The sequence below is a fragment of the Candidatus Albibeggiatoa sp. nov. BB20 genome, assembly GCA_016744725.1.
Lineage (GTDB): Bacteria > Pseudomonadota > Gammaproteobacteria > Beggiatoales > Beggiatoaceae > Albibeggiatoa.
The window spans coordinates 804-17,645 of the sequence record JADGDW010000101.1 but is presented as its reverse complement, the minus strand read 5'-3'; the positions used below and the strand labels follow the sequence as shown (position 1 = coordinate 17,645).

The window sequence follows — 16,842 nt, the reverse complement described above, 5'->3', positions numbered from 1 at the left end:
TCATACCATTCATGAATTTAATGCTAATACAATAAAAATAGGAAAAATAGCGTTTAGGACGTAAAAATGAGGAATTCGGCAGGTATAATCATTTTAAATTCATTTATATTCGTATATATTAATTTTATTAAGTTATTTTTTCATGTAATACAATTACACACCTATGCGGACGATAAGTGCATTTGCTGAGAAAAATAATAGTAGGATAAAAGGGGATATTTTTACGAAAATTTAAGCATTAATTAGGCCAACATTATAAAGTTAAGGGAAATATCAATAAACATGACATCTCCCGCAAGCGCCTTTCTAATCAATTTCTTTGTCTTTATATTCACATAAATCTTCAAGCATACAGCTCGCACATTTCGGTTTTCGGGCAATACAGACATAACGACCATGCAAAATAAGCCAGTGATGTGCATGTAGCAAATATTCTTGAGGTATGTTTTTCATCAATTGGTCTTCAACTTGACGCACCGTTTTGCCTTTGGCGAGACCTGTTCTATTAGATAGACGGAAAATATGTGTATCCACTGCCATTGTTGCTTGACCAAATGCGGTATTTAAAATGACATTGGCGGTTTTACGTCCAACTCCGGGCAAGGCTTCTAATTCTGTACGCTGATTCGGTACTTCGCCACCATGTTCTGATAGTAATAACCCACAAGTTTTAATCATATTTTGAGCCTTAGTATTATATAAGCCAATGGTTTTAATATATTGTTTCAAGCCTTCTTCACCCAAATCTAAAATAGCTTGTGGTGTATTGGCAATTGGATATAGCAAAGCGGTGGCTTTATTGACACTCTTATCCGTTGCTTGCGCTGATAGCATCACAGAAATCAGTAATTCAAAGTGAGATGTATAATTCAGTTCCGTGGCAGGTTCTGGGTTTTCAGCTTGGAGACGGGCAAAAAATTGTTGTCGCTTGGTTTTATTCATTTCACTACGATGGGTTTAGATGTTTGCTTATTAATTTAGCATTTTCTCGAAAAATACAAAACCGAATCCACATCATTACATGGTATATAAGCCATTATTCATAGATAATTGATAATTGCGCAATGTTCATTGATAATTGTTCATTGAGAATTGAATTGAGACATAATAATGCAACAAAAAACTGAGCTTCCAAAACGCGGTCGGCGGATTCACTTCATTGGCATTGGTGGTGCGGGCATGAGCGGTATTGCTGAAGTCATGCACAGTATTGGTTATGCCGTGTCAGGCTCAGATTTGCAGCAAAGTGCAATGACTCAGAGGTTGGCAAATTTGGGAATAAAAGTTCAAATTGGGCACAATGCAGAAAACATACATGGTTGTGATGTGATCGTGGTATCAACTGCGGTTAAACAAGACAATCCTGAAGTTCAAGAAGCTCGGAAATTACATATTCCAGTCATACCACGAGCGGAAATGTTAGGCGAGTTGATGCGTTTTCGCCAAGGCATTGCGATTGCAGGCACACATGGTAAAACCACAACAACCAGTTTAGCCGCAAGTATTTTAGCTCAAGGCAACTTAGATCCAACCTTTGTGATCGGTGGTAAATTAAATAGTTTAGGGACTCATGCAAGTTTTGGTTCTGGTCAATATCTGGTTGCAGAAGCTGATGAAAGTGATGCTTCTTTTCTCTACTTAAAGCCGATTATGGCGGTTGTCACCAATATTGATGCGGATCACATGGAAACCTATCAGCACGATTTTTCCAAATTAGTACAAACCTTTGAAGATTTTCTACATCAATTGCCCTTTTATGGCTTAGCGATTTTATGTATTGATGATCCCGTGATTCGTGAGCAAATTTTACCTGTTATTACTAAGCCTGTATTGACCTATGGTTTCTCAGAAGATGCTGATATTCGAGCAACAGATATTCAGCAACAACAAGGTCAAACCCGTTTTAGAGTTTTACGTGGTCAAATTCACAGTTTAGATGTTACCTTAAATTTACCGGGACAACATAATGTGTTGAATGCTTTGGCCGCCATTGCCATTGCACATGAAGTAGGCGTGACTGACAATGCAATTTGTACTGCACTACAATCATTTAGTGGTATTGGGCGACGCTTCCAAATGCAAGATATTGTATTGCCTCAAGGAAATATTTTACTGGTAGATGATTATGGTCATCATCCACGTGAAATTGAAGCGGTATTTAGTGCTATTCATCAAGGTTGGGCAGAGCGGCGTTTAGTGGTGATATTCCAGCCACATCGTTATAGCCGTACTCGAGATTTATTTACTGAATTTGTAGAGGTGTTAAGTCAGGCTGATGTGTTGTTGTTACTGGATGTGTATGCCGCAGGTGAAGCGCGTATTGAAGGTGCAGATGGTCAGGCACTTGTCGCTGCAATTACAGATCATTCCCAGAAACAACCCATTTTTATTCAGCAGCATAATCAGCTATTTGAACAATTATTGCCTCAATTGCAAGACAACGATATTGTATTAACCTTAGGTGCAGGTAATATCGGGGCGATTTCAAGCTATTTATCGGATAAATTACAGGCGATACAGAAATAAAGACGCTTTTTCCAATGGCTCAGTTTTTTATCGCATTCCTCTTGGGTTTTGTACTGAGCTTAAAATATCGAATTTTTGAATAATGGAAAATAAGTTGATTATCAGGTCACTGTTAACATACCATAAGCAAACCAACACTCACTAATCTATCAAACGCTTTTGTGCAGTTTACACCAGAAGGGAGAAAATCGGATGTCAATGAAGTTTACATTTTTAATGACCACATTACTGTGGCTTCTATCCAATATGGCTTATGCTGCCGAGGGGAAAATTAGCTGCGAATCAAGTAACAGCCAATACCGCCATTGCTCAATTGATACCAATGGCAAAGAAGTGCGTATTTTTAAACAACTCAGTTCTACACGCTGCACCATCAATGATACTTGGGGTTATGACAATCGTGGCGTTTGGGTCGATAAAGGTTGCCGAGCTGCATTTATCGTCGAAGATTCTAGCAGTAATGATTCACGCATCGCACCCAATGTCCCTAGCAGTACTGCTGATGATGAAACCTTCAGTATACGTAGTGAAAATGGCAAATGTTTAGACATTTTAGGGGCCGATTTTGATGCTCGTAAAAATGGGGGACGTGTTTATTTATGGGATTGTCATGGTGGCAAAAATCAACGTTGGTGGTTTGAAAATGGCGCATTAACAAACAGTGGTGGTAAATGCTTAGATGTGCATCGCCCTGATTTTGATAGCAAAAAAAATGGTGGCTTAATTCAAGTTTGGGATTGTAATGGTTCTGTCAATCAAAAATGGACATTAAAACGTAATACTTTAGTCAGTGGTAATGGCTTATGCTTAGATGTACATAGTTCTGATTTCAAGAGCCGTGCAAACAATGGTAAAGTACAACTTTGGAAATGTAGTAGCGGACAAAACCAACGTTGGAATAAATACGAATACTCAAAAGATGGCAAGTATCAAGAAGCTGATAACACCGAAGTAAAACACGTTGATATTTTCTTAGTTAATGACGTGCGTTATTGGGTTGATACCAATCCAGCTTGGGCAGGGGTATATTATCCTTTAGTTGCCAATAATTGTCCTTATGGTGGTAAATACGCGGGCGGAAATTGCATTATTTATCGCTTTAGCAAAGATGAAGATATTCGACGTGGTGCAACCTATTGGATACGCACAGAGCGTGGTTGGGCAGGTGCTTATTACAAACAAATTAAAGATCGTTGCCCGTATGGTGGTCGCAAAGTTAATGAATTATGTCAAATTTTGACATTTAACTAGATCAGTTCAAAGCTTGGCAGTATTTATATTCAACGCTGCCAATCTTAATCATACTTGGATAAAGGTTTAGAATGAATCTTACAATTTTTCAATATATTAGCTATGGCGTTTTGTCTCTTATCGCTTTATATTTGATTTATATGATTACCACTAGTGTGATATGGCTGTTCTGGATGCTGATTACCATTTTAATTTATGGTGGCCTGCTGATTGGAGTGATATGGTTTTTGCACAAGCAAGGTTTTTTTGAGCTATTCCAAAGTGTCGATAAATCTGACGATTAGCTTCATTCATCATTCAATAAAGCTGGCCATTCTTTCAAACTTATCAGAAAACTATGTTATTAAAATTCAGTATTTTTCTATTATTAATCTCGGTATTTCTCTCCGCTTTAGGTCTTATTTATACCCGCCATCAAAACCATTTAACCTTTATGCAGATTCAGAATTTATCCCAACAACGCGATGAATTAAATGAGCAATGGCGACAACTGCGTTTAGAACACAGCACTTTAACTCAGCAACCTCGTATTGAACAACTTGCAAAACAAAAGCTTGGCATGCACGTACCTCAAGCTCATGAAATGATGATGATTCAACCATGAGTCCACGTAATCCTTCGATGCGAGCACGCAAAACAGAAGCTCAATCTATTGCCAACTCACAAACTTTGATATTATTTTGGCCACGCCGACAATGGATGTTGTTGATTTTTATCATTATCATTGCGATACTGATCTGGCGAGCAATTGATTTACAGGTCATGCACAAAGAATTTCTGCAAGATCAAGGTGAAGCCCGTCATCTTCGCACAATCACACTATCAGCCCATCGCGGCATGTTATTAGATAGGCATGGCGAACCTTTGGCAATTAGCACCCCTGTTGATTCGATATGGGTCAATCCAAAACAACTGTTACAAAATACGCCCGCACAATTATCTCAATTGACACAACAGCTTGATATTCCTTTTAAACAGTTCACTCATTCACTTAAAGGTCGAATGCAGCGCGATTTTGTTTACATCAAACGTCACATTGCACCACAACAAGCCCAGCAGATTTTATCCCTCAAGCTAAAAGGTGTATTTACCCAGCGAGAATATCGACGTTATTATCCATCTGGTGAAACAACCGCTCATGTATTGGGTTTTACTGATGTGGAAGATAAAGGACAAGAAGGTTTAGAACTCGCGTTAGAAGCTGAACTCACAGGCATTTCAGGCTCAAAGCAAGTGTTGCAAGGTAAAGATGGGCAAATTGTCGCAGATATTCGCAGTCTGTCACTCCCGTCTGCGGGTCAAGATATTCAGTTAACATTAGATCGACGTTTACAATATGTAGCTTATCGTGAATTAAAAGCCGCCGCTCAACAACATCAAGCTGATTCTGCTTCTGCGGTGATTTTAAATGTGCAAACAGGTGAAGTGTTGGCAATGGTCAATCAACCGGGGCACAACCCCAATGATTGGGCTAATCGTGATGGGGGCTTATATCGTAATCGTGCGGTTACTGATGTGTTTGAAGCGGGTTCAACGATTAAACCGTTCACCATCGCAATGGCTCTGGAAAGTGGTCAATATATGCCAACAACTTTGGTGCAAACCAGCCCCGGTGTGATTCAATTTGGCGAGTATAAAGTTCGAGATACACGCAATTATGGCAATATTGATCTGGCCATGATTCTTAAAAAATCCAGTAATGTCGGTGCAAGTACAATCGCTTTATCATTACCGAAAAAAATGATGTGGCAATTCTTTTCTGATTTAGGCTTTGGCGCATTATCTGAAAGTGGATTTCCTGGAGAAGTAAAAGGTAAGTTAGCTCATTTTCGCTATTGGCAAAAAGTGGAACATGCCACATTATCATTTGGTTATAGCATGAATGTGACTTTATTGCAATTGGCTCGGGCTTATGCCGCATTGGGAAATCAGGGGCGTTTGCCATCGATCAATTTTGTGCTAGAGAATCAAGCAAAGCGCACTGTGCCAATCATGAAATCTCAAACCGCAATACAAGTTGTCAAAATGTTAGAAGCTGTTGTAAATGAGGGAACAGGTAAAAAAGCCCAAATTGCAGGATTTCGGATTGCAGGCAAAACAGGCACAGTACGGAAGCCTGCTAAAAATGGCGGCTATGAGGATAATGCTTATTTTGCGGTTTTTGTGGGATTAGTACCTGCCGAAAAGCCAGAGTTGGTTATGGCAATATTGATCGATAATCCTAAAACAGGTGATTATTATGGTGGTGATGTGGCAGCCCCTATTTTTGCAAAAGTCATGAAACCTGTCTTGCGTTTGCTTAATATTGCGCCAGAAATGTGATGGTTTAGTTAGATGCTGCTCTGATTTTCTAATTCTATTAAATCAACCATAATACCCACCATTCTAAAGATGAGCGTTTTAGAAACACTTATGCCTTCAGGAATGATAATGTTTTCAGCCAGCTCTGCTCCATTGCCTTTGCATTGCAATCCCCAGTGATTTTTTCAGTTGAACATACTGGGACATTAGATTCACCAATAATAGTTTGAGTTGTCTCGTTTATGCTTGTTTCAGTTGGGTTCGAGCCTGTAGTTGTTGCAATAGTAGGTGGTATAATCATCACAGTTTCAGTGAGTTGTTTACCAATTGCAAGACTGGTAACTGTGCCTTCTATATTTATCTCATTCCTACACGCCGCGTAGGAATGCAATCCAGACGCGGTGCGTCATGAATATACTCAACGTGGCATATTGTGAAGGCATTCCCACAACGCTTGTGGGAACGAGGCAAAAGTATAAAATGGTTATTTGGCTACGAAATAACGATAATGCCCTGTTATCTTATATTTAAACAAAATATCTCCCTTCTGCGCCCCACGACCAATGTTGTGAATGATTAACCAACGTTTGCTATCACGGGTTTTTTGCCATGCCACAATACCAATATGCGGCAAATTCTCTGGTGACACCATCCATGTAACCAAGTCACCTGGTAAGTAATCGTTAGGATTTTGGCTAATCGGTAAAGCCGCCCCTTGGCGTTTAAAGAACGTTTGTAAATTGTAAACACGACGGTGGTCGATATTATGGTCAGTCGTTTTCAAGCCCCAATGATTCGGATATTTGGAAAAAGCTTTACGCATATCTTTGTGTACCAATACTTGTAAATCTAAATCCACCGCCCGAAACGCACGAATCACAACATCAGTACAAACCCCTGTTTCTAAAGGTACATCACCGCCTGGATAATCCAGTTTGCGATAATTTGGGTCGTAAGATAGCGTTTTGCCAATTTGTGCTTCAGCACCTTGCAATAATTGACGAATTTGTGGGTTGACTACCTTTGCAGTAGGCAGCTCAGCTTGGCAAGCCACACAACACCAAGCCAATAACAAAAAAAGTCTGTAACGAAGACAATGTGTCATAACTTCACCTTTATTTATGCCAATATCTCGTTCCTATTGATCTAAATTGAACGTACCAAATGTATGAAAAAGATTATTACCAACCGTTTGCCCTAAATTTTGCAAAATGTCGTACAACCTATTGTTACTTGATAACTGATTATTATTCACTGAAATGTCTGCTTGTGCGATATTGGTCACACACACAAATATAGTGTTGCTACTCGCATCATTTATCTCCATTCAAATTATGAAATTAATTCTACAACTTATCTGAGATAGAAGCAAAAAAAGAGCTTTATTAACAAGCAGATAACCTTAAATTGGGTGCTGCCAAGCTGGGAATCCAATCACCCACAAAGTCATTTTGGAAACGATACATATTCACTTTAAGCGTTAGCGGTGGTTGGAATTCTGTTGGTAGTTGTCCTGCAATCGCAGCTTTACACACATCTTTGATTTGTGCTTGTTCAGCAAAGCTTTTATTCAAGCTCAATAAGCCACTGCTGACGGTTTCATCGGGTGAAGTGATTTCGATATTGCCATCAATGCCTAAACGCGAAGAGGCAGAGACTAAACTGCTAGGTGATTTTAAAAATTGGTCTGCGACAATCCGAATGTTACCGCCATGACCTGCATTGGCTTGAGCAACAATTTGACCCTGATTAAGTACGGTAAATCGTGGTTCAACAATATCAATGTTGCCACCATCTCCAGCACCGCCATAAACACTAGTTGTAATAACACTCTTATTTAAATACAACATCTTGTTAATATTTAGATGAATGCCACCGCCTAGTGCATAGTTTGCTGAAGTCGTAATCTGTGCATTATCTGAAATATAAAGTTGATTTGTATCAATGAAAATATCGCCTGCACTACCTGTATTTAAAGCCTCTGCACTAATAATGCCTTTATCATCCATAACAATTTGATTAGCTTGAATATTAAGTATACCGCCAGAGGCTTCACCTGTAGTAAAACTTCTAATAATACTGGGAGATTTCTCCCATGTAACATTTGCTGCTGATTGGGAAAGTGTAATTTCACCTGCAATATAAAGCTTCTCAGCGACATTAAGATTAATATAGCCTGCTTGCCCTGTTGTAAATGTTGAAGTTGAAATCAGCCCACCATCAATTAAATTAGCATGTTGTGTATTAATAGTAATATTGCCGCTTTGACCCATACCAAAATTATCTGTAGAGACAAAGCCATGGGTTAAATCAAGATTTTGGGTATTGATAAAGATGTCCCCTCCATCACCTATACCCGATGAAATACTAAAAACAGTGCTAGGATGATTTTTCAAGTTAATGCCATGACTGAAGCGATAACCTGGAGCAAAGTGCTTTATGGACAGTGTATCTTTAACATTAAGCCTGATATTGCCACTTTGACCAGAATTGATACTACCACTGGAAATAAAAGCACTATATTGCATAAGGATATTATTTGCATTAATTTCAATATCACTGGCCTTTCCATTGAGTCCAGATGACGTATTCATTAATGCCCCAGTCATTTCCAAATAAGGGGTTTCAATTGAAATACCGCCCGAATTTTTCTGACTGAACGTTGCTACAGAAATCTCATTGTTTAGACCACTCAAATAAACAGCTTCGGTCAATTTAAGCGAAATACTCTTGCCATCAACATCACCAAACGTGTTAGAGCGCACAATGCTGTTATCCATTGTAAAATTCGCTGCTCGGATAAAAACCGCCCCACCGCTATAGCCACTCATTTCAATCAATGTATTATTGAGTTGAATATGCCCACCGATACCTTGCACAATCACATCATTCTCAGTCAACTGTACTTCACCCGCAGAAGCGAGACTGGCTAAATTCATCCGCCCGTGTTCAGTGGCTAAAATCGATTGAGTTTCAACAGTAGGAATAAATTGGGTATTGTCTGCCGTCAAAGGGATATCGCTGTTGAGATGAATATCGCCGCCAATTAAGGAAAGCGTTTTTTCTGATGCGATAACTAATTTACTGCTTTGAGTGGAAATGGTTGCGGGGGATTCACTAAGAAAGCCAAAAGCCGCAATCGGTGCAGTGGTTAAAATATCCCGTTCAGGAAAACGCGCATGAAATTCACCACCATCGGACAGTTTTAAATAATCAGCAGTTGACGCATGAAAGCTATTTGGAACTTGTAATTGTGCAAATTCGCCAAACACAATGCCATTAGGATTTAAAAAGTAAAAATCTGCATTTGGCATCAAAGAACGAATCGTGCCATTTATCAAGCTAGGTTCATTACCAACCACGCGAGAGATGACATTTTGAATCTGTGCCGAACCAGAGAATTGAGCAATTTCACCAGCATTTAAATTAAAACGATCAAAGCTGTGAAATAAATTATTGCCAACCGTTTGCCCTACATCTTGCAAAATGTCGTACAGCCCATTGTTAGTTGATAATTATTGATTGAAATATCTGCTTGTGCGATATTGGTCACACCCACAAACAGACATAGCATTGCTACTCGCATAATTTATCCCCATTCAAATTATGAAATTAATTTTACAATTTATCTGGGATAGAAGCAAAAAAAGGCCTTTATTGACAAGTAGATAAGTTTAAATGTTGGGTAAAACTAGGAATCCAGTTACCCACAAAATCATTTTGAAAACGATACATATTCACTTTGAGTGTTAATGGCTGTTGAAATTCTGTTGGTAGTTGTCCTGCAATCGCAGCTTTACACACATCTTTGATTTGTGCTTGTTCAGCAAAGCTTTTATTCAAGCTTAATAAGCCACTGCTAACCGTTTCATCAGGTGGGGTAATTTCGATATTGCCACCAATGCCTAAGCGTGAAGAGGCTGAAACTAAGCTTTTTGGAGATTGGAGAAATTGATCCGCAATAATCCGAATATTGCCACCATTACCTGCATCCGCTTGAGCAATTATTTGGCTTTGATTCAAAATAGAAAAACTGGGATTGGTGATGGTTATATCACCGCCTTGACCAATGCCAGTACCCACGCTGGTTGAAATCTGACTGCGATTTAAATGTAATAATTGATGTGTTTGTAATGTAATATTACCGCCGCCACCACATTGGGTTTCAGTTGTAATCGTACTTTGGGTTAAATAAATATCATTGGCTTGTATCTCAATTTGACCCGCATCACCTTGCCCACGGTTTTCACTTGAAATGGTTGCCCCTTGATTCATTTCTATACGTTCAGCTTGTATTTCAATCGTTCCCGCAGCCTTTGCCCCAGCATTCACCACCGCAGCAAAAATACCACTCGCGCCAACTACATCCTGTTTTTTTAAACCAACTTGGGAAAGTGCGCCTCCAGTTTGAGCATTTAAAATATCATAGATGCTGTCCATTTCTGCTGCACTCTGACCTGAAATATAAATCGACTGCGCTGCATTAATCGAAATTGTCCCCGCGTTCCCAAATCCTAAAGTGGATACATTAATATTGCCGCCATCCAATAAATTAAGATTACCCGTGTTAATATTGATACTACCTGCATGACTGGTACTTAAACCAAATGCGGAAGAGTTGATTAAGCCAACATTCGCTAAGATGATATTGTCTGAAGTGATATTGATTGAGCCGCCATCACCTTGACCCAGTGTAGAAGAAAGAATCCCGCCACCACTCTCAATAAAAAGCTGTTTAGCATTGATATGAATCGCACCCGCATTACCAGAATTGATAGTTGCTGCATTGATTTGTGCCAAATTTTTAATTAGTAAGTAATCTGTATCAATGCTCATCATACCGCTACTTCCTGCATCTGCCACCTGACCAATAGATACTGTAAAAATACCACTACTTGCAGGTGCTTTAATATTAGTACGAAAAACAGTCTGCAAATGACGACTCAACCCATCAAGTATAATTTGTCCTGCTGTCACCTTAATATTTCCACCATTGCCTGTACTAATCGCATCTGCACTAATTTGTCCGCCACCTATCATTTCTAATTGTGATGCATCAATCCGAATTGTGCCACCAGCATCATCCGTTTTAGTTGATGCGTGAATTTGCGCGCCATCAGCAATTGTCAATTTTCCCGTTACGCGAAGATCAATTTCATCAGCTATATCAGTTCTGTCAAAATCAGCAACCAAATCAACATATTCTCCAGTTAATAACATATTTTGACTTCTAGTTAGTATTTGTCCACCTTGCTCACCAGCCACAACCAATGCAAATCCTCTTTCGGATATTGTGATATTGCCTAAACGATTGAAAGAATCGAGTGACCAATCAGGATCATTTAGTTCTATTTCATTGATTTCACCTTCACCTAGGCTGAGCATTTTAACTTGACCATCGGGTACTTCAAAGCGTCCTCCTGCAATCACAATATCACCACCTATAATTGAAAATTGTTTTTGTGATTGTAGTGTTAAAGAGCTATCTATAAATTGAATTGCAGAAGGTGTACCACCTAAAAAACCAAAGTGACTGACGGGTGCGATGCTTAAAATATCTCGTTCAGGAAAACGCGCATGAAATTCACCACCATCAGATAATTTCAGATAATCAGCGGTCGATGCATGAAAGCTATTTGGAACTTGTAATTGTGCAAATTCACCAAACACGATGCCATTAGGATTTAAAAAATAAAAATCAGCATTCGGCATCAAAGAACGAATCGTGCCATTTATCAAGCTGGGTTCATTACCAATCACACGTGAAATGACATTTTGAATCTGTGCCGAACCAGAGAATTGAGCGATTTCACCAGCATTTAAATTAAAACGATCAAAGCTGTGAAATAAATTATTGCCAACCGTTTGTCCCAAATCTTGCGAAATGTCATACAGCTCATTGTTAGTTGATAATTGTTGATTATTGATTGAAATGTCTGCTTGTGCGATATTGGTCGCACACACAAACAGCCATAGCGTTGTTACTCGCATAATTTATCCCCATTCAAATTATAAGTTAATTCTACAATTTGTATGGAATAGAAGCAAAATAAATACCTTATTATTTACAATAAGATAATCTTAACTTAGGGGCTATGCTGGGAACCCAATCATCAATAGAATTATTGGGGAAACGATACATATTCACTTTCAAAGTTAACGGTGGCTGGAACTCGGTGGGTAATTGTCCTGCAACTGTTGTTTTGCATATTTCTTTGATTTTAGTTTGTTCTGCAAATTTTTTATTTAACATTAGTAATCCACTGCTAATGGTTTCAGCAGGAGATGTGATTTCAATATTGCCATCAATACCTAAACGTGAAGAAGCTGAAATTAAACTGAGTGGGTCTTTAAGAAATTGGTCTGCAATAATCCGAATATTCCCGCCTTGACCTGCGTCAGCCTGTGCAATAATTTGTGCTTGTTTTAACACGATAAATTGAGGTTGCTGAATGATAATATCACCGCTATTACCTTCTCCACCATGAACACTTGTGGTGATTTGTCCTTGTTGTAAATTCAATAAATGTGAAACATCAATATTAATATTACCGCCAATGGCTTGAGTGGCTGCCGATGTGATCCTGCCTTGCTGAGCTAAATGAATTTGGCTTGCATCAATATAAATATTGCCAGCATTGCCTGAAGCAAAGCTATTGGTCGCAACTGTGCCTTGTTGTGCTAAATCTAAATATTGTGTATCAATGAAGATGTCACCACCATTGCCAACGCCTAAAGTATTGCTCACAATGCCACTCGGTATACCGTATGAATTAACACCTGATGCGGTGATGCGGTTGGCTGTGATTTTTGTTAAACCGCCAAAACCTGTACCAATAATAAGCTCTGTGCCTATACGCCCGCCACTGCTGTTATTAATTTGACCACCACGGGTTAACTGTAAATGATCGACTGTAATATCAATATCACCTGCATGACCTGTATCAGTGGTTGATGTGGCAATCATTCCCCCGCCATCAATAAAAATATGGGGTGCTGTAATAGAAATGTGTCCACCGTCACCGATTCCTAATGCGGCAGCGGCAATAACCGATTGATTATTGATATATTCAAATAACTGCTCTCCAAAACGAATACGAAATGACCCGAAACGTTGACCCACCACAGATAAGGAATCTGCTATTGTCATGTCAATATCGCCCCCTAAACCTTGAACAATGGATGAGCTAGAAATGCTTGCACCATTCTGAAGAACAGCTTGATTTGCTTGAATAAATAAATGACCTGCTGGAGCTGAGCCGAATGTGGTACAGGCAATAAATCCACCATTTAACAGCAGTTGATTGGTTTTAATATCAATAATACCTGCTTGCCCACTACCATAAGTGTTGGTGGTTATTTCGCTGGGATAATCTTCTAATATTAAATCGCCAAATAAAGCGATATTACCGCTACGATGTCCTTCTAACGTAAGGCTATCCGATGCTGAAATATCAATTTTTCCACCTTGTTGTGTAGCATAAGTGTCACTCCTTATCGATGCGCCTGCTTGCAGCATAATGTGTTGCGCTTTAATACTGATATTGCCCGCTTGACCTGCACCAAAATTACCTGCACTCACAATACTGCCAACAATATCTACATTCGGTACATCAATATTTAAATAACCTGCGCTACCTTGCCCAAAATTATTCATTGAAATAGCAATATTATCTCCCTGAAATAAAGCAGATTGAGTGAGCTTAATATCAATTCCACCACCTTGTTGAAAACCATAAGCATCCGCTTGAATGATTGAGTTTTGGCTTATTAAGCGTTCACCTCGAATCAGCACATTGCCAGAATGCAAACCACTCACGTTTAATTTCGATTGTTCAGAAATGGATATAGTTGCTTGTTGATGAAATTCACTTGTCTCAAAATCAGTTATGGATAATTCACCCTGCTGTGCTATAGCAACTAGATTAAGTTGCCCACTTGACGCTATTAGCTCACTCGCATTTATATTGATATTACCGCCGATAAATGAAAGTGTTTTCTCAGGTGCGAGAGCAAGTTGTGCGTGGCTGATTTGAATATCGGCTACTGTATTATCCAAAAAGCCAAAAGCTGCAATCGGCGCGGTAGTTAAAATATCCTGTTCAGGAAAGCGGGCATGAAATTCACCCCCATCCGATAGTTTTATATAGTCAGCAGTCGACGCATGAAAGCTATTCGGGACTTGCAATTGTGCAAATTCACCAAACACGATGCCATTAGGATTTAAAAAGTAAAAATCAGCATTCGGCATCAAAGAGCGAATCGTGCCATTTATCAAGCTGGGTTCATTACCAACCACACGTGAAATGACATTTTGAATCTGTGCCGAACCAGAGAATTGAGCGATTTCACCTACATTTAAATTGAACCGATCAAAACTGTGAAATAAATTATTGCCAACCGTTTGCCCCAAATCTTGCGAAATGTCGTACAAGCTATCATTACTTGATAACTGATTATTGTTCATTGAGATGTCTGCTTGTGCGATATTGGTCACGCACACAAACAGCCATAGCGTTGTTACCCGCATTTCCCTTCCCCGTTTTAAATCATAAAGTTATGCTTGATACATTTTACAATTATATGAGGAGAAAGCAAAATTAAGACTTTAAAATAACGAGGAAAATAAAAATATTGGCAATTGTTAAACTTTGCTAATACTATTTTAAAATGACTCTGCCCACATCAACCAACCCTGCTGCTGACATGAACGACTAGCCTGTTTAACCAGTGCTACCGAACCACAAGCAAAACAAGTCGGTGCTGTACTGTGGATAGCAAGATTGTCTAAAATACGTGTCCAATCGGGACGACCGTAATGCAGATGCACGTTAGTAGTTTGAGCAATATCATTGAATTCCAGAATATTTTCCTTTCCAGTAATATGCAAGAGCCATTGCATATCATACCGTGCTGCCCACGCAGTGATCCATGGTTGTAACCAACGGACTAAACCTGCATCACGTACTACCCATAGCACCGTAATTGAACGGGGTGTTTGTTTACCGTTTTGCACTGCCTGTAACAGACTAAGGAATGGGGTAATACCAACACCGCCAGCAATCAGTAACCAATCTTGACTATGCTGGGCTTGAGTACTGGGACTTGGAAAACCACCTTGTACATCAGCCGTGAGTAATGTTTCTGCGTTGTTATCACATAAAGCAAGTAATTGCTGTGTCCAATCACCTTGGCATTGAATTAATAGTATTAAATGGCCTTGTTCTACTTGAAAACCTGTGGGTGAAAAGCTGTGCCATTCACGTGGATGAATCTGTGGAATCCGAATACGCACATAGTAACCTGCAATAAAATTCATCTTATCTGGCATCGCGATGTCAAGTTTCACTACAGTCTTGCTAATACGAGAGAGTCGTGCGGGACGTTGTGGATAATAACGCCATAACCACTCACTCACGCGGTCAATGAATAAGATTGCAACGGGTGCAACTAACCACTGGACATCAGGAATATGTAGCAATGCTAATCCTGCTATCATAAATCCTAAATAATGCAGGGTTTGGAACCAATGATAGACCCGTTGACGCACCCATGGTAAAGCAGATATACCCAATACCAGCAATGCTGCGAACATCAATAAGCCTGAAACATTAACACGGAATTGTTTGGATGCTATGCCCGAAGGTGTCCAACTAAGCACCTCATTATATTCCGATAAAGGCATACTGGGTTTAGCATAGGTCATGGTCGAAGTTTCACTGTGACATTTAGTGCAGTCTGCTTTTAATACTGGGCGGATACGTTGTTGAAATACATCTTGTGGTGCACCTTGGTGAATCCATTCAGCAACCATATCAATGTCTTCGTCTTCACTGACAAATTCATACATACTGGTTTGCATAGCCCGCACTAAATCTGCTTGTGTACCAAGTATGGCTTCGGTTAAAGGGGTTTGCAGACTGTTGTAATAAAATAAATAATGACTGCTATGTACAACGGCTAAAACCAACAACATCCAACCCAATGTTTTATGTATATTTTTTAAGCTGCTGAGAGGCAACCAACGACCAATAAAGGCATGGCTGATTGCTAAGCCATTACGCAATATGGGTAACCACAATAGAGTCAGTAGAGGCAGCATTGCCCACGAAGTAGCTCGGGCGATTTGTAAAGCAGTGTTGGTGGTATCGTTGGAATTGTATACCCAGCCTGTATAAAACTGTGTGCATACAATGACAGTGAATATCAGAAATGCTGGAAGATAGCTAAAAAAATAACGATAGGCTGCAAGATAACACCATAAACTAACCCCAATTTGGCGCAGTTGAAAACGCCACAGCTGACGTATAGGTGGATTAAGAATAGCTTCAGCATTATTTTTCATGGAGAGACTCTTAAAACAATAATCGTCGTAGGAAGAGTGAGCGGACTGTGATCTAAAAAAAGTTCACGACACTTTATTATTTGAACTTTAAGGCAATAGTAATCACAGGTCGGATTAGCAGAATGTAATCCGACATGGCAAACTATACTTTATTGCTTAAACTTTAAAATAATGGATTTCTTGTGATATAAATGATTGATTTGACTGTTATCAAACATAGTAACGCCGAAGTAATAAGATTGACTTAAATTATTAAATTGAATGTCTTGTACTATACTTTCAGGTTCATGGGTCACCAATTTACGTTTGATTTCTAAAGTCCAAAAGCCGTCTTTCCATATCCCTTTTGCACTAATATCACCACGCGAGCCAGTTAATGGTGCAACAACAACGCCTCCGATTTCATCTCCTGTTTTGAA

General features: G+C 39.3%; 11 protein-coding genes. 4 read left to right on the top strand and 7 right to left on the bottom strand.

Annotated elements, in window-relative coordinates:
• Positions 1-306 precede the first annotated feature (306 nt).
• A complete protein-coding gene (gene nth, locus ABXH34_RS11900; RefSeq protein WP_353572108.1) occupies positions 307-942 on the bottom strand; it encodes an endonuclease III in 636 nt (211 codons plus the stop codon).
• A 168-nt stretch (positions 943-1,110) separates the two neighbouring features.
• Here nth and murC point away from each other — a divergent pair, with 168 nt between their 5' ends.
• From murC to ABXH34_RS11880, 4 genes are all read left to right on the top strand, one after another.
• Positions 1,111-2,526: a UDP-N-acetylmuramate--L-alanine ligase gene (murC, locus tag ABXH34_RS11895; RefSeq protein WP_353572107.1), complete on the top strand. Its 1,416-nt coding sequence runs from the start codon at positions 1,111-1,113 to the stop codon at positions 2,524-2,526.
• Positions 2,527-2,718: 192 nt separating this feature from the next.
• Positions 2,719-3,777, top strand: a complete 1,059-nt coding sequence (locus ABXH34_RS11890) for a ricin-type beta-trefoil lectin domain protein (protein ID WP_353572106.1) — start codon at positions 2,719-2,721, stop codon at positions 3,775-3,777.
• Positions 3,778-4,114: 337 nt separating this feature from the next.
• Positions 4,115-4,381 carry a cell division protein FtsL gene (gene ftsL / locus ABXH34_RS11885; RefSeq protein WP_353572105.1) on the top strand — a complete coding sequence of 89 codons (267 nt, stop codon included), beginning with the start codon at positions 4,115-4,117 and terminating at the stop codon, positions 4,379-4,381.
• Positions 4,378-6,099 carry a peptidoglycan D,D-transpeptidase FtsI family protein gene (locus tag ABXH34_RS11880; RefSeq protein ID WP_353572104.1) on the top strand — a complete coding sequence of 574 codons (1,722 nt, stop codon included), beginning with the start codon at positions 4,378-4,380 and terminating at the stop codon, positions 6,097-6,099. The genes ftsL and ABXH34_RS11880 overlap by 4 nt, the downstream gene beginning before the upstream one ends.
• Before the next feature lie 463 nt (positions 6,100-6,562).
• Here the strand turns inward: ABXH34_RS11880 and ABXH34_RS11875 are convergent, their stop codons facing one another.
• From ABXH34_RS11875 to ABXH34_RS11850, 6 genes are all read right to left on the bottom strand, one after another.
• Positions 6,563-7,183 (bottom strand): DUF1287 domain-containing protein, encoded by a 621-nt coding sequence (locus ABXH34_RS11875; protein WP_353572103.1) that lies wholly within the window; start codon positions 7,181-7,183, stop codon positions 6,563-6,565.
• A 280-nt stretch (positions 7,184-7,463) separates the two neighbouring features.
• Positions 7,464-9,563: a two-partner secretion domain-containing protein gene (locus ABXH34_RS11870; protein ID WP_353572102.1), complete on the bottom strand. Its 2,100-nt coding sequence runs from the start codon at positions 9,561-9,563 to the stop codon at positions 7,464-7,466.
• Positions 9,564-9,732: 169 nt separating this feature from the next.
• Entirely contained in the window at positions 9,733-12,069 is a 2,337-nt protein-coding gene (locus tag ABXH34_RS11865) for a two-partner secretion domain-containing protein (protein WP_353572101.1), read from the bottom strand.
• A 70-nt stretch (positions 12,070-12,139) separates the two neighbouring features.
• Positions 12,140-14,608, bottom strand: coding sequence for a two-partner secretion domain-containing protein (locus ABXH34_RS11860; protein ID WP_353572100.1), 2,469 nt, complete (start codon positions 14,606-14,608; stop codon positions 12,140-12,142).
• Between the two features lie 135 nt (positions 14,609-14,743).
• Entirely contained in the window at positions 14,744-16,423 is a 1,680-nt protein-coding gene (locus tag ABXH34_RS11855; protein ID WP_353572099.1) for a ferric reductase family protein, read from the bottom strand.
• A gap of 149 nt (positions 16,424-16,572) precedes the next feature.
• Positions 16,573-16,842: ethylbenzene dehydrogenase-related protein (locus ABXH34_RS11850; protein WP_353572098.1), on the bottom strand; the 270-nt coding region annotated here is incomplete at its 5' end.

Excerpts from the sequence above, each read along its gene's own strand:
- nth (WP_353572108.1), bottom strand. The coding sequence starts at position 942 with ATGAATAAAACCAAGCGACAACAATTTTTTGCCCGTCTCCAAGCTGAA.
- murC (WP_353572107.1), top strand. The coding sequence starts at position 1,111 with ATGCAACAAAAAACTGAGCTTCCAAAACGCGGTCGGCGGATTCACTTC.
- ABXH34_RS11890 (WP_353572106.1), top strand. The coding sequence starts at position 2,719 with ATGTCAATGAAGTTTACATTTTTAATGACCACATTACTGTGGCTTCTA.
- ftsL (WP_353572105.1), top strand. The coding sequence starts at position 4,115 with ATGTTATTAAAATTCAGTATTTTTCTATTATTAATCTCGGTATTTCTC.
- ABXH34_RS11880 (WP_353572104.1), top strand. The coding sequence starts at position 4,378 with ATGAGTCCACGTAATCCTTCGATGCGAGCACGCAAAACAGAAGCTCAA.
- ABXH34_RS11875 (WP_353572103.1), bottom strand. The coding sequence starts at position 7,183 with ATGACACATTGTCTTCGTTACAGACTTTTTTTGTTATTGGCTTGGTGT.
- ABXH34_RS11865 (WP_353572101.1), bottom strand. The coding sequence starts at position 12,069 with ATGCGAGTAACAACGCTATGGCTGTTTGTGTGTGCGACCAATATCGCA.
- ABXH34_RS11860 (WP_353572100.1), bottom strand. The coding sequence starts at position 14,608 with ATGCGGGTAACAACGCTATGGCTGTTTGTGTGCGTGACCAATATCGCA.
- ABXH34_RS11855 (WP_353572099.1), bottom strand. The coding sequence starts at position 16,423 with ATGAAAAATAATGCTGAAGCTATTCTTAATCCACCTATACGTCAGCTG.